This window comes from Nocardia otitidiscaviarum, assembly GCF_007362295.1.
Taxonomy (GTDB): Bacteria; Actinomycetota; Actinomycetes; order Mycobacteriales; family Mycobacteriaceae; genus Nocardia; species Nocardia otitidiscaviarum.
Map to the genome: position 1 here is coordinate 4,119,603 of NZ_CP041695.1, position 21,689 is coordinate 4,141,291.

18 protein-coding genes and 6 tRNA genes are annotated in these 21,689 nt (G+C 68.6%); 15 read left to right on the top strand and 9 right to left on the bottom strand.

Annotated features, from left to right (window positions below):
• Window positions 1-18: 18 nt before the first annotated feature.
• Window positions 19-1,656, top strand: coding sequence for a LuxR family transcriptional regulator (locus tag FOH10_RS18275; protein ID WP_143981653.1), 1,638 nt, complete (start codon window positions 19-21; stop codon window positions 1,654-1,656).
• Between the two features lie 40 nt (window positions 1,657-1,696).
• On the opposite strand, the gene FOH10_RS18280 is transcribed toward FOH10_RS18275, so the two are convergent.
• Window positions 1,697-2,128 (bottom strand): SRPBCC family protein, encoded by a 432-nt coding sequence (locus FOH10_RS18280; protein WP_143981654.1) that lies wholly within the window; start codon window positions 2,126-2,128, stop codon window positions 1,697-1,699.
• Window positions 2,112-5,528, bottom strand: coding sequence for an ATP-binding protein (locus tag FOH10_RS18285; RefSeq protein WP_143981655.1), 3,417 nt, complete (start codon window positions 5,526-5,528; stop codon window positions 2,112-2,114). The genes FOH10_RS18280 and FOH10_RS18285 overlap by 17 nt, the downstream gene beginning before the upstream one ends.
• A gap of 146 nt (window positions 5,529-5,674) precedes the next feature.
• Between FOH10_RS18285 and FOH10_RS18290 the strand changes: the two genes are divergently transcribed.
• The 3 genes from FOH10_RS18290 to FOH10_RS18300 all read left to right on the top strand — a co-directional run bounded on the left by FOH10_RS18290 (window position 5,675) and on the right by FOH10_RS18300 (window position 7,773).
• The gene (locus FOH10_RS18290; protein WP_039819185.1) at window positions 5,675-6,043 is read left to right on the top strand and encodes a nuclear transport factor 2 family protein; all 369 of its coding nucleotides are present in this window, start codon (window positions 5,675-5,677) and stop codon (window positions 6,041-6,043) included.
• A gap of 5 nt (window positions 6,044-6,048) precedes the next feature.
• Window positions 6,049-6,399 (top strand): cupin domain-containing protein, encoded by a 351-nt coding sequence (locus tag FOH10_RS18295; protein ID WP_039819129.1) that lies wholly within the window; start codon window positions 6,049-6,051, stop codon window positions 6,397-6,399.
• Between the two features lie 354 nt (window positions 6,400-6,753).
• Window positions 6,754-7,773: an AbfB domain-containing protein gene (locus FOH10_RS18300; RefSeq protein WP_143981656.1), complete on the top strand. Its 1,020-nt coding sequence runs from the start codon at window positions 6,754-6,756 to the stop codon at window positions 7,771-7,773.
• A gap of 98 nt (window positions 7,774-7,871) precedes the next feature.
• On the opposite strand, the gene FOH10_RS18305 is transcribed toward FOH10_RS18300, so the two are convergent.
• Window positions 7,872-7,943: transfer RNA gene (locus FOH10_RS18305), tRNA-Val, on the bottom strand.
• A gap of 384 nt (window positions 7,944-8,327) precedes the next feature.
• Here FOH10_RS18305 and FOH10_RS18310 point away from each other — a divergent pair.
• From FOH10_RS18310 to FOH10_RS18320, 3 genes are all read left to right on the top strand, one after another.
• A tRNA-Gly gene (locus FOH10_RS18310) sits at window positions 8,328-8,400 on the top strand.
• A 23-nt stretch (window positions 8,401-8,423) separates the two neighbouring features.
• Window positions 8,424-8,494 (top strand) — tRNA-Cys (locus FOH10_RS18315).
• Window positions 8,495-8,519: 25 nt separating this feature from the next.
• A tRNA-Val gene (locus tag FOH10_RS18320) sits at window positions 8,520-8,594 on the top strand.
• A gap of 55 nt (window positions 8,595-8,649) precedes the next feature.
• On the opposite strand, the gene FOH10_RS18325 is transcribed toward FOH10_RS18320, so the two are convergent.
• On the bottom strand, window positions 8,650-9,735 hold the full coding sequence (locus FOH10_RS18325) for a saccharopine dehydrogenase family protein (RefSeq protein ID WP_143981657.1): 1,086 nt from the start codon (window positions 9,733-9,735) through the stop codon (window positions 8,650-8,652).
• 148 nt (window positions 9,736-9,883) lie between these two features.
• Here FOH10_RS18325 and FOH10_RS18330 point away from each other — a divergent pair, with 148 nt between their 5' ends.
• Entirely contained in the window at window positions 9,884-10,561 is a 678-nt protein-coding gene (locus FOH10_RS18330; protein WP_143981658.1) for a TetR/AcrR family transcriptional regulator, read from the top strand.
• 225 nt (window positions 10,562-10,786) lie between these two features.
• A complete protein-coding gene (locus tag FOH10_RS18335) occupies window positions 10,787-10,984 on the top strand; it encodes a hypothetical protein (protein WP_029924169.1) in 198 nt (65 codons plus the stop codon).
• Between the two features lies 1 nt (window position 10,985).
• Here FOH10_RS18335 and FOH10_RS18340 read toward each other — a convergent pair whose 3' ends face one another.
• Together FOH10_RS18340 and FOH10_RS18345 are read right to left on the bottom strand one after the other, a co-directional pair.
• Window positions 10,986-11,732 carry an SDR family NAD(P)-dependent oxidoreductase gene (locus FOH10_RS18340; RefSeq protein WP_143981659.1) on the bottom strand — a complete coding sequence of 249 codons (747 nt, stop codon included), beginning with the start codon at window positions 11,730-11,732 and terminating at the stop codon, window positions 10,986-10,988.
• A 51-nt stretch (window positions 11,733-11,783) separates the two neighbouring features.
• The gene (locus tag FOH10_RS18345; protein ID WP_143981660.1) at window positions 11,784-13,781 is read right to left on the bottom strand and encodes a hypothetical protein; all 1,998 of its coding nucleotides are present in this window, start codon (window positions 13,779-13,781) and stop codon (window positions 11,784-11,786) included.
• Between the two features lie 228 nt (window positions 13,782-14,009).
• Here FOH10_RS18345 and FOH10_RS18350 point away from each other — a divergent pair.
• The 5 genes from FOH10_RS18350 (at window position 14,010) to FOH10_RS18370 (ending at window position 17,537) form a co-directional block, all read left to right on the top strand.
• Window positions 14,010-14,082: transfer RNA gene (locus FOH10_RS18350), tRNA-Gly, on the top strand.
• A gap of 13 nt (window positions 14,083-14,095) precedes the next feature.
• Window positions 14,096-14,167, top strand: a tRNA-Val gene (locus tag FOH10_RS18355).
• Window positions 14,168-14,251: 84 nt separating this feature from the next.
• Window positions 14,252-14,689 carry a helix-turn-helix transcriptional regulator gene (locus tag FOH10_RS18360; RefSeq protein WP_186000524.1) on the top strand — a complete coding sequence of 146 codons (438 nt, stop codon included), beginning with the start codon at window positions 14,252-14,254 and terminating at the stop codon, window positions 14,687-14,689.
• 14 nt (window positions 14,690-14,703) lie between these two features.
• Window positions 14,704-15,117 (top strand): VOC family protein, encoded by a 414-nt coding sequence (locus FOH10_RS18365; protein WP_039819190.1) that lies wholly within the window; start codon window positions 14,704-14,706, stop codon window positions 15,115-15,117.
• A 38-nt stretch (window positions 15,118-15,155) separates the two neighbouring features.
• Window positions 15,156-17,537 (top strand): ATP-binding cassette domain-containing protein, encoded by a 2,382-nt coding sequence (locus FOH10_RS18370; protein ID WP_143981662.1) that lies wholly within the window; start codon window positions 15,156-15,158, stop codon window positions 17,535-17,537.
• Window positions 17,538-17,542: 5 nt separating this feature from the next.
• Here FOH10_RS18370 and FOH10_RS18375 read toward each other — a convergent pair whose 3' ends face one another.
• Window positions 17,543-18,556: a helix-turn-helix domain-containing protein gene (locus FOH10_RS18375; protein ID WP_186000525.1), complete on the bottom strand. Its 1,014-nt coding sequence runs from the start codon at window positions 18,554-18,556 to the stop codon at window positions 17,543-17,545.
• Window positions 18,557-19,014: 458 nt separating this feature from the next.
• Window positions 19,015-19,461, bottom strand: coding sequence for a hypothetical protein (locus FOH10_RS35250; RefSeq protein WP_221937839.1), 447 nt, complete (start codon window positions 19,459-19,461; stop codon window positions 19,015-19,017).
• A gap of 425 nt (window positions 19,462-19,886) precedes the next feature.
• On the opposite strand from FOH10_RS35250, the gene FOH10_RS18390 reads away from it, so the two are divergent.
• A complete protein-coding gene (locus FOH10_RS18390; RefSeq protein ID WP_143981664.1) occupies window positions 19,887-21,134 on the top strand; it encodes a TMEM143 family protein in 1,248 nt (415 codons plus the stop codon).
• Between the two features lie 83 nt (window positions 21,135-21,217).
• Here FOH10_RS18390 and FOH10_RS18395 read toward each other — a convergent pair whose 3' ends face one another.
• A complete protein-coding gene (locus FOH10_RS18395) occupies window positions 21,218-21,637 on the bottom strand; it encodes a VOC family protein (RefSeq protein ID WP_143981665.1) in 420 nt (139 codons plus the stop codon).
• Between the last annotated feature and the right edge of the window lie 52 nt (window positions 21,638-21,689).

Below are 21,689 nucleotides of genomic sequence, written 5' to 3' on the forward strand. Positions count from 1 at the left end.
TACCAGGAGTGATGCGCGATGGGCGTGGTCGACAACCTGCTGCGGGCTCGGGAGGCATACGAGCGGCGGGAGTGGCTGGCCGCCTTCGGCGCCCTGTCCGACCTGGATGCGGACACCCTCGATGGCGACGATTTCGCACGCCTGGCGACAGCGGCCTACCTGACGGGACGCACCAATGACTGCGTCCACGCGTTGCAGCGCGCCTACCAGCTGAATCTGGATTCGGGCGATCGGCTGGCGGCGGTCCGCTCCGCATTCTGGCTGGCACAAACCCTGCTGTTCACCGGGGAGTCCGTAATCGGGGGCGGTTGGGTGACCAGAGCGCGGCGGCTGCTGGAGGAGGTGCCGGACGATGTGGTGGAGGGCGGTTACGTCCTGGTCGCGGTGATGTTCCGCCATATCTTCGCGGGCGAGTTCCCCGCCGCCGCCCGATGCGCCGACGAGGTCACCGACTACGGACACCGCTTCGCCGAACCGGATCTGACCGCGATGGGACTGTGCGCCCAGGGCAGATTGGCGCTGTACTCCGGTCACGTTCGGGAGGGGCTGGCGCTGCTGGACGAGGCGATGACCTGCATTACGACCGGCAGCGTGTCGACGATGTTCGTCGGCCACATCTATTGCGCCATGATCGAGGCCTGCCAAGAGATCTCGGACTTCAGCCGGGCCGAGACGTGGACGATCGCATTGACCACCTGGTGTGCCGATCAACCCGGCCTGGTGATGTTCACCGGCCAGTGCGCCGTGCACCGTGGCCAGCTGATGCGCATGCACGGCGCCTACGACGCGGCGCTCGAGGAGTTCGAGCTCGCGATACGCCGCTACACCGACACCGAGGCTCCTGCCGCCGCGGGTTTGGCCATGGCCGAACGAGCGGATGTGCTGCGCATTCGGGGCGCGTACGACGAGGCCGACCACGCCTACCATGACGCGCTGGCCTTCGGTCACGAGCCACAGCCCGGACTGGCGCTGCTCTGGCTGGCCCGCGGCCGACAAGCGGCCGCCCTCGGTGCCGCACGCCGCCTGCTCGCCGAAGCGGACAATCCGGTGCATCGGTCCCGGTTGCTGCCCGCCGCGATCGAAATCCTGCTCGCCGTCGGCGAATCCGAGGAGGCCGCCGAACTCGGCGTCGAGTTGACCCGGATCGGCGCGAGCTTCGGCTGTGCCGCGCTGCGGGCGATGGCCGGTCACGCCCGAGGTTGTATCGCGACGGTACGCGACGACTACCCCGCCGCCATCACCGAACTGCGCCACGCGGCGCGGATCTGGTCCGAGCTGGGAGCGCCCTACGAGACAGCGCGGTGTCGAGTGGCGATCGGCCGCGCGCTGCGCGCACTCGGCGACGAGGAATCCGCCCGCTCCGAGCTGACCGCCGCCCGCCGCGTCTTCACCGAACTCGGCGCCGCCCCGGCGGAACAGGCGGCCGACGAATTCCTGCGCCCGACCAACCCCTGCGGACTGACCGCGCGCGAGCTGGAAGTGCTGCGGCTGGTGGCCGCCGGACACACCAATCCGGAGATCGCGGCCACCCTGGTCCTCAGCGAGAAGACCGTGGCACGGCACCTTTCCAACATCTTCACCAAGATCGACGTGACCTCCCGGACCGCGGCCGCCGCCTTCGCCTACGAACACGATCTGTACCGCGCCACCGACTGAACTGGGCGAACGACGGTGTGGGCCGTACCCGAACGCCATGCTAGGCGCGCGGCGAGGCAGACCCTGCGGAGTGGTGTCCGCCTGCCGCGAGCGCGGCCAGGGCGGACACCGAATCCCGGACGATCCTTCGCTGGGTCTCCAGCCGGGCGGCCTCGGCGTCCGGCAGCTCGACGTGGACGTGTATGTCGGTGCCGGAAGGTGCGGGCACCAGACGCCAGTCGAAGCGCAGGTCTGAGATCAAACAGGATATGATCACGCGGCGGTCGTGCCGGTCGGTGCGCAGCGTCTGGGGCATCGGGAAGTCGGGATAGCCGTCGGGGTACATGGTGTATCGGTCCGGCTGGGCATCCGGTGCGGGATCGACGGATCCGATGCCCGCCCACCATTCGGGGAACCGGCCGGGGTCGTAGAGCAGCTGCCAGACATCCTCAGGAGCGGCGGCGCTGTGCGCGTGGTCATCGAAGCTCGGCATGGTCGCTCCCGGCGGCGTCGAAGGATGACAGATCCGCGAGCACGAGAGCGAGTTCACGTTCGGGCTCCACGAAGGCGGCCAGCGGTGGACGGCCCAGATCGACGATGGCCGCCGAATAGCGTTCCCCGGTAAGGCTTCCCGCGTCCACGCGCCGCCGCCAGGCACGCTCCGCCTGCCGCAGGCGCATCACGGCCAGCCCCCGATCATCGCGGGCGAGGGCGATCAGGCCCTGGATGCGCTGCATCCGCGCCACCAGGATGTCGGGAAAGTCGCCCGCCGTCACGGGTTCCAGGGCGACCTCGCGGAGCTCTTCCTCCGCCGCCGTGAGATCTCCCGTGCGGGTCAGCATTTCGGCGCAGTGCAGTCTGGTCAGCGCTCGGCTGATCGGCGCGTCGGAATTCAGCGCCCGCCGGAACTGGGCGATGGCCTCGTCCGGATCCCCGCACGCCCGAGCCAGCAGACCTCGATCGTGCCGCACGAGTCCCGCCAGATCCGCGCTACCGAGCCGTTCCGCTGCCGCCGCCGCGCCGTCCAGCGCCGCACGGGCTTCGGGCACCCGGTCGAGCCGCAGCAGCAGCGCGCAACGACCGGACTGGGTATAGACGACCAGTCGCAGCAGATCGTTCGGCACCACCAGCGACAGGCACCGATCGGCGAAATCCAGCGCCCGCTCGAACTTTCCGGCGCACGCCGCCGCACCCGCCGCATTGATCAGGCAGCTGTACGCCAGATCGGGTCGCCCCGCCCGGTCCGCCGCTGCCGCCGCGTCGAGCAGCGGGCCGAAACTCTCGGTGAACCGACCGGCACGCAGCAGGGCGTGCGCGCGTGCGATCTCCACGTCATGGGAGAGCAGGTCACCGATAGCTCTGCCGTCCATGAGTTCGCCCACCGCACTGAGCAGTTCGGCGACCGCACCCGGGTCACCCGCCACCGATTCGGCCCACGCCAGTCCCGCCAGCACCGCGGCCCGGATGGTGGGATCCGAATCCGTTTCGCGTTCGAGCAGATCCAGTGCCGCGCGGTAGGAACGCCGCGACTCGCGCGGATGACAGATACCGCCGCGCAACCACATTCCGCGCCGTAGCCAGGCGGCGACCAGCGCGCCGGTGTCCTGCGGCGAGAGCAGCCGCTGCGCCCGGTCGAACGCGGCATCGGAGGCATCCAATCGCCCGCGCCACGCCTCCACCTCACCCAATTCGAGCAACGCGTCAGGGTTGTCCGGCTCCACCTCGAGTGCCTCACGAAGGAAGCCGGCAGCCTCGGCGAGCGCCGCCATCGCACGGGCTTCGGCGGCCGCGTGAACAAGGTGGCCGACCGCCAGATCATCGCGACCGGCCCTGCGCAGATGTCCCGCGATCTCGGCGGCCCGCCGTGTGCCCGGCACGCCCCGCGCCCGCAACACAGCGGCCAGATCCTCGTGCATCCGGGCCCGTAGCGGTTCGGCGATATCCTCGTACACCGCCACTCGCAGCCGCTCATGCCGAAACCCGATGGCTCCCTCCCGAATTCGTAACAGCCCCGACCCCAGGGCCTCGGTGGCCGCGCGATCCGCATCGCCCAGCGCGGGCAGGCGCACGATCTCCGCGCGACCCACATCGTGCCCGGCCACCGCCACCAGCTCCACGAACAGCCGAGCGGACCCGCTCAATCGCGCCAACTCCGCCCGAGTCGCAGCACGCAGATCCGTGGCGAAACCTTCGTTGCCGAGGGCGAACTGCCGCGCGGCAGCCACCGCGAGCAGCGGGCTGCCACCCGCCACCGCGACGACACCCGCCAGCTGCGCCGGGCTCAGCGTGCCACCCCGCTCAGCCGGATCAGGTGCGGAGGACAGCTCAGCCACAGCGACTACCGTGGACGGCTCGGTGGCAGTCCGGTAGGCCGTCGTCTCGGCGGGGCCCGTCGCGGTGATCGGTTCGACCCGAGCGTGGGCAGCGGGCATCCCGGTCGCGGTCTGGGCCGCGGTGAGCTGTGCGAGGGCGCGGATCTCAGCGGAATCCATTGGTTTCAGCTCTATTTCGGCCGCCAGGGCGCCCTTGGCGCGGAGTGCGCCCAGTACTGCCTCGGCGCGCGGGCTCGGTGGGAGACGGCGGCGGGTGAGGACGAAAAGGATTGGCAGGCGAGTGATTCGACGGGTCACGTAGCCCAGGAGGTCCAGGCTGGAGGGGTCGGCGAGGTGCAGGTCCTCCAGGGCGAGCGCCAGCGGGTGGCGCGCGCACAGGGTGCCCAGCAGGGCGATCACCGCTTCGAACAGGCGGATGCGATCGTGCTCCGGTCCGACGGCGGGGGCTCGGGGCGCTACGGCGGGGACCAAGCGGGCGAGATCGGCGACCCAGGGCGCTTCCGGGGGTAGCGGGTCGGTAGCGGCGAGCAGGTCGGTCAACAGTGCCGACCACACCTCGAAGGGCATTCCGCCGGGGCCGCCGGCCGCACCGCCCGCGGTCCGGGCGCCGTGATGTGCTGCGGCGTCCAGTATCTCCTCGGTCAGCGCTGTCTTGCCTATGCCGCCCTCGCCCGTGATGGTGGCGACCAGGCCGAGGCCGGTGTCGGTGCGTGCCAGGCACTTTCGCAGTTGCTCCAGTTCACGAGCGCGGCCGATGAACTCCGGACGGGGCTGCACAGGCGGGGTCCACGGGGCGAGCACCGGTTCGTGTGGGCGGAGCCGGTGGATGAGGGCTGTCGTCTCGGCGGAGGGGCGCAAGTCCAGTTCCGTGCTCAATGCCCGTCGCAGACGTGCGTAGGCCGCTATCGCACCCTGCTCGTCCCCGGCGAGGCAGAGCAGCCGGATCAGCTCCCGTCCGGCGCATTCGTTCGCCGGGTCGAGGTCGACGCGCCGACGGGCCCAGCCGATGGCGGCTCGCACATTTCCCTCGGCCCCGGGCTCTGTCTCGGTCCCGGATTCATCCCTGGCCCCGGTCACAGGCCCGGTCCTGATACCGGCCTCGGCGCGAGCGGCCAAGTCGCCCAGCGCCGCGGCCAGCCGACGAGCGTGCTCGGTGCGTAGCTCGAGAACCCAGTCCTCGTGCCACCCGGCCAGCAGTTCGCCACGGCACAGGTCCACAGCCGCGACGCAATCGCCGGAGGTGGCCAAACGATCGAACTCCGCGAGGTCAACCCATGGGTCGCCGCCGAGGCGCACGGTATCGCGGTCCGCTTCGAGGCAAACGCCCGCCGGGCCCAGCGCGGCTCGCAACGCCCACACCGCGCTGCGGAGGCTGGCTCGCGCATTGGCTTCCGGGACCTCCGGCCAGAACTCGCCCGCCAGGCGCGAACGGTGATGCGGGCCGGGGTGAACGGCGAGCCAGGCCAGCAGGGCACACACGCGTTGCCGCCGATCCGGCAGTTCCACCGATCTTCCGTCGAGTTCGACCCGCAGTGGGCCGAGAACCTGTATCCGCAGCATCGCGCACCCTCTCCGCGAGACTTCAGTCTCTGCCCCCGGCACCGTGCTGGCAACCCCCGACGTGCTGCCGGATCGGGGTTGACGGGCATTTGACGGAAGCCGCGCACACTTCCTCCGCCAGCGAAAACACCAAGAAGAGAGGCATCATGAGCAGCACCGAAGCCGCCCGGGGATTCGATCTCGACGAATTCCGCCGCAGCACCGAGGAGCGCGATGCGGCGGGATTGCGCGCGCTCTACGCCGAGGACGCGGAGATCCGGCTCATCGACCAGAACAACCCGCCGAGCCACCCGCTCGTCCTGCGCGGCCGCGACCAGATCGGGGCCTATCTGGACGATGTGTGCGGGCGGGAGATGACACATGAGATCCAGCACGCCGTCACCGACGGGGTGACGGTGAACTTCTTCGAGTCCTGCCGGTACCCGGACGGCACCCGGGTGCTGTGCGCGGCCACCCTGGATCTCGCCGACGGCCGCATCATCCGGGAGACCGGCGTCCAAGCATGGGATCAGTGAGCGCGATGAACACCGAACATCGTGATTTCGCCGCACCCGACGAGGTGCGCGCCTTCGAATACGGCCGGGCCGAGATCCTGAAGGTCGGCGGGCGGGAGATCGGCAGGCTCGTCCTGCGACCCGGCTGGCGGTGGTCCGAGCACGTCAAGCCCGTCGCGGGCACGGACTGGTGCCTGGCCCCGCACTTCCAATACCACGTGGCGGGCACGATCCACATTCAGATGGCCGACGGCACCGAATTCGACGCCGGGCCCGGACAGGTCACCGCACTGCCCTCCGGACACGACGCCTGGGTGGTCGGCGACGAGGAGGTGATCCTCGTCGACTGGTGGGGCGCGAGCGATTACGCCAAGTAGCTCAACCGATCTCGACGACCCGCTTCCGCCACGCGGGTGCGGTCCGGCTCGAGGACACCGGCTTCGTATCGCCGCTGGAGAAAACAAGCAGCCGCAGGTCAACGACCTGCGGCTGCTTGCGCGACTTTCGGCGCGGGTGGGTACCTATCATGTTGGCTCTCAACCCTTTTCGACTAGTTCACAACTTCAGACCGCCTGAGCGTGAATCAAAGCGGTCAAGATCGCGGCGCGCGATACGTTCCTCTCGGTCATCGTTCCCGGAGCGGCGCCCGGCCCGCATCGGATGGTTAACAGGCGGCTCACCTGGTGCGATGTCAACTGCGTATCGCAATTCCAGGCAGGAAACCGAACGCCATGGCATCTCGCAGATCCTTCCTACTCGGGGGCGCGGCGGCGCTCACCGGACTCACCGTCGGCAGTCGTCTGGCCGAGGGCACCGGTTGGGCACAACCGGTCGCGAACCGTGCACTGCAGTCCTACAACATTCCCGACATGTACATCCGTCATGCCTTCTTCCAGGGCGAACTGACACGGGTGTCGACGGATCTCGATCGCGCCGACGCGACCTTCGACATGGTGGCCGGGCTGGCGGATTCGTCGTGGGTTTCCTTCCGATCGAAGAACTATCCGAATCGCTATCTGCGCCATCGGAACTTCCGCCTGCAGCTCGACGAGCTGAGCAACGACACCCTGATGCGCCAGGATGCGACGTTCCGAATGCGCCCCGGGCTGGCCGATACCGGGGCGTCGTCGTTCTCGGCCTACAACTCGAATCTGCGCGAGCACTACATCAGACACCGCTGCTTCAGCCTCCATCTGGAGCCGATCAGCGACGACCTGGGCCGCCGCGACGCCACCTTCCGCGTGGCGAACGGCTTCACCACCCACGGTTCACCGGAGACGGAACAGGTCGTCGACATCGTCAATTTCGCTCGTGCCCGGCACAATTCCGCGCAGAACGGCTGCCGTGCCCCACGCTTGATCCTCGACAACCGGCTGACCACCGTCGCCCAGCGACACAGTCAGGACCTCGCCGATCATCCCGGCCTCTGGGAGCAGCGGTTGAACGGCTACCGCGGCCACATCGGTTCCGACGGCAGCACACCGTCGCAGCGCATCCAGAACGCGATGGGTTCACCGGGCAGCGAAAACGTCTACGTGGCATGGTGGTTCGGCAACGCCACCCCACCGGGCCCGCAGGCCGCGTTCGATTCCTGGTGGAACAGCCCCGACCACAAGCGAACGCTGCTCGATTTCGGATTCGCCCTGACCGGCGTCGGCATCGCCACCGGCCCGGGCACGATCCCAGCGGGCGAAAAGAATGCGGGCCAGTCCGCCACGTTCAAATACGTCACCCAGGTCTTCCACTCCTGACGGGAGCACCGCTCAACCGCCAGCATGGAAACGGCTCAAACCCGGGACGGTTCACAGCAAAGAAGCCGCAGGTGGTAGACCTGCGGCTTCTTTCTGAGTGGTTCTAGCTGGGTTCGAACCAGCGACCCCTCGCGTGTGAGGCGAGTGCTCTCCCACTGAGCTATAGAACCGTAGCTCGCCGCCGGAGCGGCTGTTCGTCTCGGCTCTTTCGTGCCGCTCCGAACGAGACAGAACATTAACACGCTCCCCCGGCGTCACACCAAATCGCGTGCATATGGGCACAAAAGGTGGGTTCGACCGGGGCGGCAGGGGACTCGCCCGGGGGTGTCGCCGGTGAGGCGGCCGACGGTGCGATGGGGGGAGCCTCGCATGGTTCGGTGACCGCTGGACACCGGGTGGGCGAGCTCCGTGTGGCGACACGTTTGCGGGTGCGTGAACTACACCCGTGTAGTTCGGTTTCACCCCCTCCTACCAGGCGATTTGTTGCCGACGCCGATTGTCGGCTAATGTTCTCTCTCGTCAGCGGGACAGCCGAGAGGCGCCCGAGGTGACATGCGGATGTAGCGCAGCTGGTAGCGCATCACCTTGCCAAGGTGAGGGTCGCGGGTTCGAATCCCGTCATCCGCTCGAGAGGCCAACACGGCCTGCTTGGCGGTGTGGCCGAGTGGTGAGGCAACGGCCTGCAAAGCCGTGCACACGGGTTCGATTCCCGTCGCCGCCTCTTCTTCTATGAAGAGACAAGACTCGCGCGATTAGCTCAGCGGGAGAGCGCTTCCCTGACACGGAAGAGGTCACTGGTTCAATCCCAGTATCGCGCACCAAGAAGTACCAGATCAGGCCCGGTTTTCACCGGGCCTTTCTGCTGTCGTGCACCCTTCAGCCCATACGGGTCCAACCGGCTTCGTCGACGGCGGCGTGCAGGGCGTCCAGGCCGAATGCCGCGACCGGGCCCAGCGCACCGGTGGTGAGCAGGCCGTCGTTCAGGGCCGTGTGTGCGGCCCAGGCCAGCAGGTGGGCGGTGAAGTCGTAGGGGTCGCCGCCGGTGAGGGTGACCGAGGCCAGGAGGTGGTCGGAGGCGTCGTAGGCTTCGGCGACGGCCCAGCCGCGGGTGCGGGCGCGGGTGCGGGCGTCGGGGCCGCCGGTGGAGCCCTTGACGATTCGCGCCAGTGCGGCTTCGAGTCCGTGTTTCAGCGGCGGGAGTTGCGCCGCGGTGGCGGCGAGTCTCGAACCGAGCCGCATACCGTGGGCGGCGACCGACGGCAGACCGAGGAACACGTCGATCGAGCGCAGGTTCGGGTGGGTGCGCGGCAGGGCGAAGTGCTCGGAGCCGGGAATGGAGACGGCGGTGCGGGGTTTTCCGGCGACGTCGAAGTCGCGCAGGTGCGCGGCGGCGGGTTCGGTGACGACCTTGCCGTCACGCAGGGCGAAGCCGCGCTCGAAGAGCATCCCGGCCACCGAGGCGCGAGTGCCACCACTGGTGGCGGGGCCGTCCATGAAATAGCCGACGTCGACGCGGACCGCCGAGGGCGCCTCGCGCAGCGCCAGCCCGGCGGCCAGATTGCCTGGGACGTAATCGAATCCGAGCGCGGTCAGCAGCGCCACCCCGGCGGCGCGGGCCTGCTCGTCGTGGTCGAACACGGTGCGGACGAACGGGCCCTCGCCGGTGGAGTCGAGGTAGTGGGCTCCGCCGGCCAGCGCGGCGGCCAGGGCCGGACCGCCGTAGCGCAGGAAGGGCCCGACCGTCGTCACGAGCACGTCGCCACGCTCGAGCAGGGCGGTCACCGAGGCGGGGTCGGCGACATCGGCGACGGCGGTCGCGGCGCCGCCGAGTTCGGCGGCGAGCGTCGCCAGCGCGGCAGCGTCACGTCCGGCCAGCACCGGTGAATCACCCTGTGCGATAAGGGCTTCGGCGGTCAGGCGTCCGGTGTACCCGGTCGCCCCGAACACGACGATCTTCGGCATCGGCTGCCACCTGCTTTCCGTTCGGCGTCCCAGGTGCATGTCTAGCACGCTGCGACAGATTGCTCACATCTTGTTGACATGTCGCCAACAATGCCGCCAGGCTCTCACAGATGCCGATAGGCGAGGTCGGCGCGTTTGCGGAGGTGAGATGACACAGTCGGTGAGCAGGGAGTGCGCTGGGCCGCCGCACGTGCAGGACCGTCCGCGCCTCGGTGCGGATCAGCGGGCGGAGCGGGCGGCGCAGCGCCTGCGGGTGCTCACGGCGGCGTCCGGGATCTTCGGCCGTCGCGGGTACCACGCGGCCCAGATGGACGAAATCGCCGACGGCGCGGGGATAAGCAAACCCACCGTGTACAAACACTTTCCGAGCAAGATCGAGCTGTACCTCGCGGTGATCCAGTCGCGACTGGACCGGTTGGTCGACGACATTCGCTCCGCGCTGACCGCTCCCGGCGACAATCGGACCCGCACCCGGTCCGCGGTCGCGGTCTACTTCGATTTCATCGACAGCGATCCCGACGGGTTCCGCATGGTGTTCGAAACCGAGGTGCCGAGCGAGCCGGAGGTGCGCGTGCGCGTCGACCACGCCATCGACAACTGCGTCATGGCGGTCGCGGGGCTGTTGACCCGCGACCTCGGGGCGGATGTGGCTCGGGTCCGCGTGTTGGCGGCCGGCCTGGTGGGAATCTGCCGGTTCACCGCGCGGCAGTGGCTCGACACCGACCGGCCGATTCCCAAGACCCACGCGATCGACCTGACGGCGAAACTGTGCGCACAGGGCCTGTCGGGAGTGCCGCTGATACGACACCGCGAGGCCGCGAACTGATTCCGGCGGACCCGTCGCACGAATGACCGGCCGCCGCTCCGGCTGCCCACGCGACTCCGGCTGCCCCGCCACTCATCGCCTGGTTGGCACCGGGCAGTGAACAGACGTACTCTCAACCTGCGTTGACATGGCGAATGTTTCTACTGGTGGAGGTTGTTCGATCATGCGGCCGTCAGCCGTGAGGGAACACTCGTTCACCAGCTCGATAATGGAGGTGCGGATTCGATGAGCGGGTTCGGGGAGTTGGCGCGGGAGCTGTCCCGGGTGGGGCGGCGCAGCGGTCGGCGGCTGTCCAGGGTCGGGGCCGACGCCGCCAGTCGGACCGCCGCCGAGGTGCAGGAACTGCTCACCGAGAGCGGGCATCTCGTCCTCGGGGCGGTGCGGGCGAAGGCGCATGACCTGGGACTGCGGGACAAGCGCTGACTCAGCGCAGGTAGGACGCTCCGTTGACGTCCAGTACCGCGCCGGAGGTCCACGCGGCATCCGGCGAGGCGAGATAGCGGACAGCGGAGGCGATCTCCTCCGGGGTGCCGACGCGTCCGAAGGGGCTCTGCGCCCGTACCGCGTCGGTGACCCGGTCGGCGACGCGCTCGGTGGCGACGAAACCCGGAGCGACCGAGGCCACGCGGATACCGTGCGGGGCCAGTGACACCGCCAGCGACTGTCCGAGCGCGTGCACGGCCGCCTTGCTGGCACCGTAGGCCGGGTGGTCGGGTTCGCCGCGGAAGGCCCCGCGGGAACCGATGTTCACAATGGTCCCGGCGATACCGCGATCGATCATGTGCCGAGCCACCTGGTACGACACATTCGCGGTGCCGAGCAGGTTCACGTCCACGGTCTGCCGCCAGATTCGCTGCCAGTCCGCGTAATCCGTCTCCGCCAGCGGGTGGGCGATATTCACGGCCGCATTGTTGACCAGCACGTGCACCGTGCCGAGCGCCTCGACCGCCGCCGTCACGATCGCCTCGGCGCCGTCGGCCGCGCCGAGGTCACCGCCGATCAGCGTGTGCCCGTCCCCGGACAGGTGCCGCACCGTCACCTCCGCGTCCTCGCGACGCGAGGAGTAGTGCACCGCCACCCGGTCGCCCTGCGCGGCGAAGGCCGACGCCACCGCCCGGCCGATCCCCCGCGAAGCACCCGTCACCAACACGCCACGACTCTCGTTCACCATGGCCCCACCCTGTCAGGCGGGCGGACCGTCGGCCAATTCGGTGCGCTCGGGTCAGCGGGGCCAGTAGTTCTCCGGCCCCGCCTCGGAGACAGCGGCCTCGGCGGCGGCGTCGAGCCAGTCGGTGATATCGGTGTCCTCGGTCAGGTTGATGTAGAGGGCCGTGGATTTGTAGACGTAGCGGTAGCTCTTGGAGCCCCAGCCACTGCGGGTGGCGGCGCCGATGTAGCTGTCGCAGACCGATGCGCCGGGGCCCTGCTGCGGACACCACACCGCCCAGTCCTGGACCTGACCCTTCATGGTCTCGTAGAGGCTGTCGGCGTCGGAGCTGGTGGGCAGGGCGAGCACGTTCACCGAGACCAGGATCTGGTTGGAGTGGTCGACGTAGGAGCCCGCGACCATGTGCGTGCAGTTGTACTGCGCCAGAATGTCTTTGACATTCTGCGACATCTCCGTGGTGATGCAGTCCCGGACGCCGCCAGCGCGCAGCGTGTACTCGACGTTCATGGCGTCGCGGAACGAGTGCGGCAGCAGCGCTTCCGATGTGAACGGGGTGGTATCGGTGGTGGCCGAGTGCAGCGTGCCCCAGTCGAAGGCCGGAGCCGTGCTGACCGGAGCGCGAGCCTCGGGTGCCAGCGCCTGCTGACTGGTGGCCGATGACGTGAGATCGGGCGCGGTCGTTTCGCGCAGGGTGACGGCGACCAGAGCGATGCCCGCGACGGCCAGTGCGACCACGGCCAGGACCGCCGCGAAGTGGGAGCCGGTATCCATCGGGGCCACAGCGGGTGTCGGCACATGTCGATGGGAATCCACCGGCCAGGCGGGCTCGAGCGGCGACCGCGCCGGGAAGGGACCGTGCGGCTCGTCGGCATCGACCGGATCGTGCGTCGCGTCGGTCCTCGGGGGATCCAGGACCCGGGTGGTGGTCGCGGTTCCGCCCGCAGGTGTCTGCCCCCGCGCGGCCGTGGTGACGGCAGCGGCGGCGGTCGTATCGGCCGTCTGGCCAGCCGCCGCGCCCGCACCGGGAGCGGCGGACCCCGCCCCGTCGACGCACCCGGTACGAGCGGTTGGATCGGCGTCCCCCGCTGCGGAGAATCCCGCGTCGGTCGGCCCCACCGCGCCCTCCGCACGGAAGCGCTGGGTGTGCCGGTCGAGCACGGCCACCGCGGCCTGGTTGTAGAACGAGCCGTCGCCCAGCAGGTAGGCGTCCTGGAGCGCGTCCAGCCACTCGCTGGCGCGGGGGCGGTCGTCGGTGGCGGTGGGATCGGAGAAGGCGCGGTCGAACAGGACGCGCAGGCGGGCATCGAGTTCGGACGGGAAGCGCGACGGCCCCCGCCAGCCGCCGCGGGCCCGAGCGGGAACCTCGGTGGCGAGGAACAGGCAGCGGTACAGCAGGGCGGCCACGCCGAAGCGGTCGCTGAAGCGGTCGGGCCCGGGGACAGCGCCGGTGAGAAGTCTTGGATCGCACCACTTCTCGAGCAGGATGCCCTCGGGTGCGGCCACCCGCCCGTACCGCAGGCCATCGCATTCGAGCAGGTAGACGTGCGGCTGGAAACGGCTCCAGAGCAGGTTTCGCGGGAACAGCGCACCGTGGACGAGATCGCGCTCCTCGAGCGCGGTGGCGATCTCGCAGATCCGAATCGCCACGGCGACACGGTAATACGCGTCGGGCGGCTGTTGTCCGGCCAGGCACAGTCGGTGCAGGGTCAGCGGCGACCCGTCGGGTTCGAGGAATTCGCCCGGGGTCAGCGGCAGGATCGCGCCCAGCAGGTCCTCGTCGCGTCGGACCAGGTCGAGCGGCCAGCCGATCGAGCTCTCGGGGGTGGCCGCCACTCCCCCGCGCCGTTCCGCCGGGAGCACGATCTCGCGGCCGAAATGCGCTGCGCGGGCCGCCCATCCGATGGCGTGCGCATCGGTGACGGCCGTGCCGTAGAGCTTGTAGACGCGTTCGCGGCCGTGTCGGTCGCGGCACCGGAACAGCCGCGACCGCCCGCCCGCCGTGCCGTACGGGTCACCCGCGACGAAGTAGACGTCACCGGACGTGCCGGTCACCGAGAAGAATCCCTGCCCTGTTGGCTGCGACGGGTCCGATGCCATCCCCGAGCCGCCCCTCCCTTCACACCACCCTGCTTCGGGAACCGACTGTGCCACAACGGACAAACGGGCACAAACGCACGAAATACCCGGTCGAGGGGCCGTAGACCAGCCCGATTTGGAGTCTGCACGGTGTTGTGGCTATGGTTCTTCCTCGCGAGCCGGAGCCGAAACGCCACCGGACGTGCGGATGTAGCGCAGCTGGTAGCGCATCACCTTGCCAAGGTGAGGGTCGCGGGTTCGAATCCCGTCATCCGCTCTGTGGGGGTCCCGCGCGATTAGCTCAGCGGGAGAGCGCTTCCCTGACACGGAAGAGGTCACTGGTTCAATCCCAGTATCGCGCACCGAAGTGGTCACGTACGTCGCTGCCGCAACACGCGCCACGCGAGCGCACCCCGCCGATCCGGCGATATGGGACGATCTGCGAAGTGACCAGCAGACCCGAGCAGCAGCGGCTACGCGACCTCGCGGTATTGCGGCGCGTCCGGGACCGGATCGACCGGGAGTACGCCCAACCCCTGGATGTCGAACGGCTCGCCCGGGACGCGCACATGTCGGCGGGACATCTCAGCCGCCAGTTCCGGGCCGCCTACGGCGAGTCGCCCTACTCGTATCTGATGACGCGGCGGATCGAACGCGCCATGGCGCTGCTGCGGCGCGGCGATCTGAGTGTCACCGAGGTCTGCTTCGAGGTGGGGTGCTCCTCGCTGGGCACGTTCAGCACCCGGTTCACCGAACTGGTCGGAATGCCGCCCAGCGTGTACAAGCGGGAGGCCGCGAACGAGGCGGCCGGCATCCCGGCCTGCGTGGCCAAGCAGATCACCAGACCGATCAGGAATCGAGAAGCCTCGACCGGCGGCCGGTAACTACCGTGATCAGCATGGACATCAGCATCAATGCCTCCTATCTGCCCCAGGACGACCCGGACGCCGCGCTGGCGTTCTACCGGGACACCCTCGGCTTCGAGGTCCGCAACGACGTCGGCTACGAGGGCATGCGCTGGATCACCGTCGGGCCGGTCGGCCAGCCCGATGTCTCCATCGTGCTGCATCCCCCGGCCGCCGATCCCGGTATCACCGACGACGAGCGGCGCGTCATCGCCGAGATGATGGCCAAGGGCACCTATGCCGGGATCAATCTGGCCACCCGCGACCTCGACGGCGTCTTCGAGAAGGTGCAGGCCAGCGACGCAGCCGAGGTGGTGCAAGAACCGACCGACCAGCCGTACGGGGTTCGGGACTGCGCCTTCCGCGATCCCGCGGGCAATATGGTCCGCATCAAGCAGCTGGATTGAGAGCCGTCCGACCGAACAAGAGGAAGACACCACGAGCTATGGCCAAGAAGACGGACACGCGGTCGCCCGCGCACGCGGCCGACACCCACGATCTGATCCGGGTGGTCGGCGCGCGGGAGAACAACCTGAAGGACGTCAGCGTCGAGATCCCCAAGCGCCGGTTGACCGTGTTCACCGGCGTATCGGGCTCGGGCAAGAGCTCGCTGGTGTTCGACACCATCGCCGCGGAGTCGCGGCGGCTCATCAACGAGACCTACAGCACCTTCATCCAGGGCTTCATGCCGACCCAGGCGCGACCCGACGTGGACGTGCTGGACGGTCTGACCACCGCCATCATCGTCGACCAGGAGCGAATGGGCTCCGACCCCCGCTCCACGGTCGGCACCGCCACCGACGCCAATGCCATGCTGCGCATTCTGTTCAGCCGACTCGGCACACCGCATATCGGTTCCCCGCAGGCGTTCTCCTTCAATGTGGCCTCCATCAGCGGGGCGGGCGCGGTCACGGTGGAGAAGGGCGGCCAGAAGGTCCGGGAGCGGCGCAGCTTCAGCATCACCGGCGGGATGTGCCCGCGCTGTGAGGGGCGCGGGTCGGTCAACGACATCGACCTGACCCAGCTCTACGACGACAGCAAATCGCTCAACGGGGGCGCGCTGACCGTGCCGGGCTACAGCATGGACGGCTGGTACGGCCGCATCTTCAGCGGCTCCGGATTCTTCGATATGGACAAGCCGATCAAGAAGTTCACCAAACGTGAACTCAACGATCTGCTCTACAAGGAGCCCACCAAAATCAAGGTCGAGGGCATCAACCTCACCTACGAGGGCATCATCACCAAGATGCGCAAGACCATGCTGGCCAAGGACGTCGACTCCTTGCAGTCGCATGTGCGCGCGTTTGTGGAACGAGCGGTGACCTTCCAGACCTGTCCGGACTGCGACGGCACCCGGCTCAGCGCCGAGGCGCGCTCGTCGAAGATCGGCAAGGTCAATATCGCCGACGCGTGCGCCATGCAGATCAGCGATCTGGCCGAGTGGGTCGGCGGACTGCGGGAACCGTCAGTGCAGCCGCTGCTGGACGCGCTGCGGCACACGCTCGACTCGTTCGTGGAGATCGGGCTCGGCTATCTGTCGCTGAACCGGCCCTCGGGCACGCTGTCGGGCGGTGAGGCGCAGCGCGTCAAGATGATTCGCCACCTCGGCTCCTCGCTCACCGATGTCACCTATGTGTTCGACGAGCCCACCGCCGGACTACATCCGCACGATATCCAGCGCATGAACGATCTGCTGCTGCGACTGCGGGACAAGGGCAATACGGTCCTGGTCGTCGAGCACAAGCCGGAGACCATCGCCATCGGCGACCATGTGGTGGACCTCGGTCCGGGCGCGGGCGCGGCGGGCGGCGCCATCTGCTTCGAGGGCACCGTCGACAAGCTGCGCACCAGCGGGACCATCACCGGGCGGCACTTCGACGACCGCGCCACGCTCAAGAGCGAGGTACGGGAACCGAACGGGGCGTGGAAGATTCGCCATGCCAAGACCAACAATCTGCGCGATGTCTCCGTCGATGTCCCGCTCGGCGTGCTGTGCGTGGTCACCGGCGTGGCCGGATCCGGCAAGAGTTCGCTGATCCACGGCTCCATACCCGGTTCCGACGGCGTGGTGGCGGTGGACCAGACGCCCATTCGCGGCTCGCGGCGCAGCAATCCGGCCACCTACACCGGGCTGCTCGAGCCGATCCGCAAGGCGTTCGCGAAGGCCAACGGGGTCAAACCCGCGCTGTTCAGCTCTAATTCCGAAGGCGCGTGCCCGAATTGCAACGGCGCGGGCGTCGTCTACTCCGATCTGGGCATCATGGCCGGGGTCGCCACCACCTGTGAGGTGTGCGAGGGCAAGCGGTTCATGGCGGAGGTGCTGGAATATACCCTGGGCGGCAAGGACATCAGCGAGGTGCTGGCCATGCCGGTGACCGAGGCCGTGGAGTTCTTCGGTGACGGCGAGGCCAAAACCCCTGCCGCGCATGCGATCCTGCGACGACTCGCCGATGTCGGGCTCGGCTATCTGACCATCGGGCAGCCGCTGACCACACTGTCCGGCGGTGAGCGGCAGCGCCTCAAACTGGCCACCCACATGGCCGACAAGGGCGGGGTGTACGTCCTCGACGAGCCCACCACCGGCCTGCATCTCGCCGATGTGGAGCAGCTGCTCGGACTGCTCGACAAGCTGGTGGAATCCGGTAAGTCGGTGATCGTCATCGAGCATCATCAAGCGGTGATGGCGCACGCCGACTGGATCATCGACCTCGGACCGGGCGCGGGCCACGACGGCGGCACGATCGTCTTCGAGGGCAAGCCCGCCGATCTGGTAGCCGACCGCTCCACACTGACCGGTCAGCACCTCGCTGAGTACGTGGGGGCCTGACCCCGTCAGGGCAGCTGCTCCCATGCCGCTTCGAGGACCTCACGGAACAGGGTGCGACAGTTCCCGTCGTCGAGGTCCTCGAAGTCGGCGAGCGGTGGTCGCAGCATCAGCGCGTTCACCACGAAGGCCGAGCGGGTGCCCTTGAGCCGGTAGAGCCGTTCGAACCGGCGCTCGGCGAAGCGCACATCGTGTTCGAGGCCCGAAATGCGGCTGGCGACCCGGGTTTCGCGGGCGTAGTCGTATTCGCCCGCCACCACATAGCGGTCGTCGACCAGCAGCAGGCCGGAAGCATTGCTGGCGTGCTCGCGCTTGACCACGACATTCTCGACCCCGGCGCGCACCAGCCGCCAGAGCTTGTCCGCGTAGGGCCAGACGTCGGCGATATCGTCCAGGACGTACATGCGCCGGATGTCCACCCGGGCGGAACCGGTGCGGCTCGCCAGGTGCAGCAGGACGTCGTGGTAGTCCTCGCCGACGTCACCGCCGATGGAACCGAGTGTCGCGGAGTGGATGATACGCACCGAACGGGTGGCGTGGGTGACGATGGCGCTCCAGTCGCTCACCGTATTCCACTCCCACACCATGGCGCTGTGCGAGGGCACCTGTGCGAGCACGTCTTCCGCGCGTTCGAGTTGACGTTCGGCGATCTCGCGCAGGGGCTGACAGGCCGCCCCCGCGCGAGCGGCCTCGATCAGGCTCCGAGTCAGGCGCAGACCCCGTTCGACGGCTTCGACATCCTCACCGAGGAGCACGTTGAAGCGCATACGCAGCGCGTCGTGCCGATTGTCGACGGCCCGGGCGGTGGCTGCGCGTCCGGGTGCGGGCAGCACCGCACCCAGCGCCAGGCTGAGCCGTTCGCGCAGCGACAGCTGCGGTATCCGGGAACCGATCTCGATCTGCTGGATGAGGCTGCGTGAACATCCGACCTTGGCCGCCAGGGTCGCCTGGGTGAAACCCCGGTCCTTGCGCAGACGGCGGACCACGTCGCCGATGGCGTCGCCCTCGGGATTCGCCAGCATCGCGCCCCTCCCCTGCCCGTGCCGCCCAGGGTGTGTCATGTCAGCCTAGTTCGTGCCACGAAATGCCACCAGACATCCCATGATTCACACCGATGCCCGGGCGGGGTCGAACTGGTCAGGCAAATGGCAAGTGACAGCGGTCATTTCGATTGATCGGGGTAATTCATCGCTCGTACCGTCGAATCGAGCACCTACGCGAGAGGTGAAATACGATGACACTCCGGATAATCAGGCCGCTGATAAGCAGTGACCGCACGCCCGAGTTCGCCCGGGAGACCGAGCCGGGTCGGTGGACGGTGAGTTGGCTGCCAGGCTTCGCCCTGTCACGCGAACAGGCGATCAGTGCCATGGTTCTCGACGAGACACTCAGCGATCCCACGGCGGTGGACGCCGAGCTCGCCATGGAGACGGCCGCGCTGCGCGCCGCCGAACTCGGATTCGATCTCCGGGAGGTCGTGCTACGACTGTCGTTCCGCGTTCTGGAGCGGGACCGAGCGGGCGCGCCACCATCGCACCAGCATGGTGGATCCGGTGACGAGCAGGGCTGCCAGCGGGATCAGCGGCAGGTAGGAGACCCAGACGATGGGGTCCTCCGGGGCGAGGGCGACGAAGGTGGCGAGCACCGTCACCGTGAAAGCGACCGCCGACCAGCGGTGCGCCTGCCGCACCCGCTGTCCCCGCACCCAGCCGACCGGGCGCGGCGCGGCACCGTGACGGGCGCTCGTATACGACGACACCAGCAGGTACAGACCGGAGAACGCCAGTACGGCGAGCGGCGCCAGCGGCAGGTAGGACAGCCATTCGGGGCCGCCAACCGCCAATCCGACCACGGTGACGACGGTGGTCGCCACGAAGGTGACGGCCAGCCACCGGTGCATCTGCCTGATCCGGATATTCCTGGTCATGGTGGTCTCCTCTCCGTTCGAGCCACGCCGCCGCGGCACTCGCGGGCGGATGTTCCGGAGTCGACGCTAGCTACGGCCCGGCGAGCGATGCTTCTCGATTCCTGACCGATTGCGGCGGCGGTCGCGGCGCAGGTCGTCACCGCCGTCGCGGCGCGGGATCGGGCGCGAGCCGAGCGGGTTCGCCGCCAAGAACGGGCACCCGCGGGCGTCAACGACAGCTGTTCGGGCACCGGCGCGCCGGAGACGGGCCGTGATTCCGCGAAACGGGCGGCGACGCGGCACACCGCCCGCACCCCAGACGGACCCGACCGGTGCGCACACCCGGTGCGCTCGAAGCCGTTTCGCGGTCACCGGTCCCGCGCGGGCGGTGGCGGCCGCCCCCTAGGGTTGAAGCCGACGGGTGCGCCCGCCGAGAGGAGTTGCCGATGGAACACTTTCTGCCGTTTCGCAAGAGCGCGGTCATCTCGCTGTGCGCCGACGAGGTGCCCGAGACCGAGCGGGAGTCCTTCCTGGAGTTCGCCCGATTACTGGCGGCCCTGGTCCACTACTCGTTCCACGAGCGCGGCGATGCGGTGCTGGACGCGTATCAGCTGGTCGATCCGGCCGAGGACATGCGGGTGATCCGGACCGCGACCCCGCCGGAGCGGGTGGCGGCGCGGCAGCGAGTGGAGCGGGAGCTCATCGCACTGGCGGAGGCGGCCAATTTCACGCGCATCGACGAGGCCGAGATCGAGCGGGCCTTCGCCGAACAGTCGCTGGTGAAGGTGCGGCTGGAGGTGGAGGACGAGAATATCGACACGGTGCTGTTCTTCCGGCGCGGCGAGACACGCAAAACCGAACGGGTGAAGTCGCTGTACGGGTTGCGGCGGCGCACGGTCGAATTCACCAGCTACGCCAAGGTGCTGGTGTATATCGCGTTCACCGAGCGCGAGCAGGCCGACGACGGGCAGCCCGCCGGCGGTGTGCTGTTGAAGCTGTTCCAGGATGTGCCGCGCAATGATCTGGAGATGCTGTATCCGAGCGTGCGCGTGCGTATGCGGCCGCTGGACAAACTGCTCATCGGGGTGCCCGCGGTGGTCTCCGGGATCATCGTCGTGGTCACCAAGCTGATCGCTTCGATGGGGCTGCTGGTGCTGCTGCTGGCGTTCTGGCTCGGACTCCGCGACGAATCGGTCACGCTGGATCAGACCGCGCTGGTCACGCTCGGGGCCGGACTGGCGGCCTTCGGCGGGTATCTGGTGCGCCAGTTCTCGAAGTTCAAGAACCGCAAGATCAAGCTCATGAAGACGCTGTCGGAGCACCTCTACTTCCGCAATCTGGACAATGACGCGGGCGTCTTCCACCACCTGCTGGGGGCGGCGGAGGAATCGGAGGTCAAGGAGGCGCTGCTCGCCTATCACTTCCTGCGCACCGCCGAGCACCCGCTGACCGCGGCGGAACTGGATCGGCGCATCGAGGAGTGGTTCCGCACGCACTGGCGGACCACCTTCGACTACGAGGTCTCCGACGGGTTGCGCAAACTGCGGGAGCTGGAGTTGCTCACCGAGGGCGAGGGTGGAGCCCTCGGGGTGGTGTCACTTCCGGAGGCGAAACAGCGGTTGGATCATCGCTGGGACAATCTGTTTCGCTTCCACACGCCAGCGTCGGGCACACCGGGCGCACAGAACCGATAGGTGAACGGGCGGGTCTCGGTCGGGCCTTCCGACATCGGTCGGGCAGCCCGGAATTCAGGCCCCGGAGACCCGCGCCGCGGAGTTCAGGCCACGCAGAACTCGTTGCCCTCGGGGTCGGCCATGGTGACCCAGGAGAACGGCCCCTGCCGCCCTTCGTGCAGCGGCTTCGCGCCGAGTTCGGTCAGCCGCTCCACCTCGGCCGCCCGCCGCTCGTCCCCCACCCGGATATCCAGATGTAGTCGGTTCTTCACCGTCTTGGCCTCGGGCACGAGCTGGAACAGCACCCGGGGCCGCTCCGGATGCCGGATGGCCGTCCCGATCTTCCAGACCAGCTTTCCCCGATGCGTCGTGGTGTCGTCCTCCGAGGCGTGCCCCTGGGCGACCATGGTGCGAATGAAGTCCTCGTCCTGGGGTTCGACCTCCCACCCCAGCGCCTCCGCCCACCAGTCGGCCTGGGTGTGCGGATCGACGCAGTCGACGACCACCTGAAATTCGTATCCCATGGGCCGTACCCTAGCGCCGGGCACCGACAGCCGACCGCCAGTCGCGGCCCCG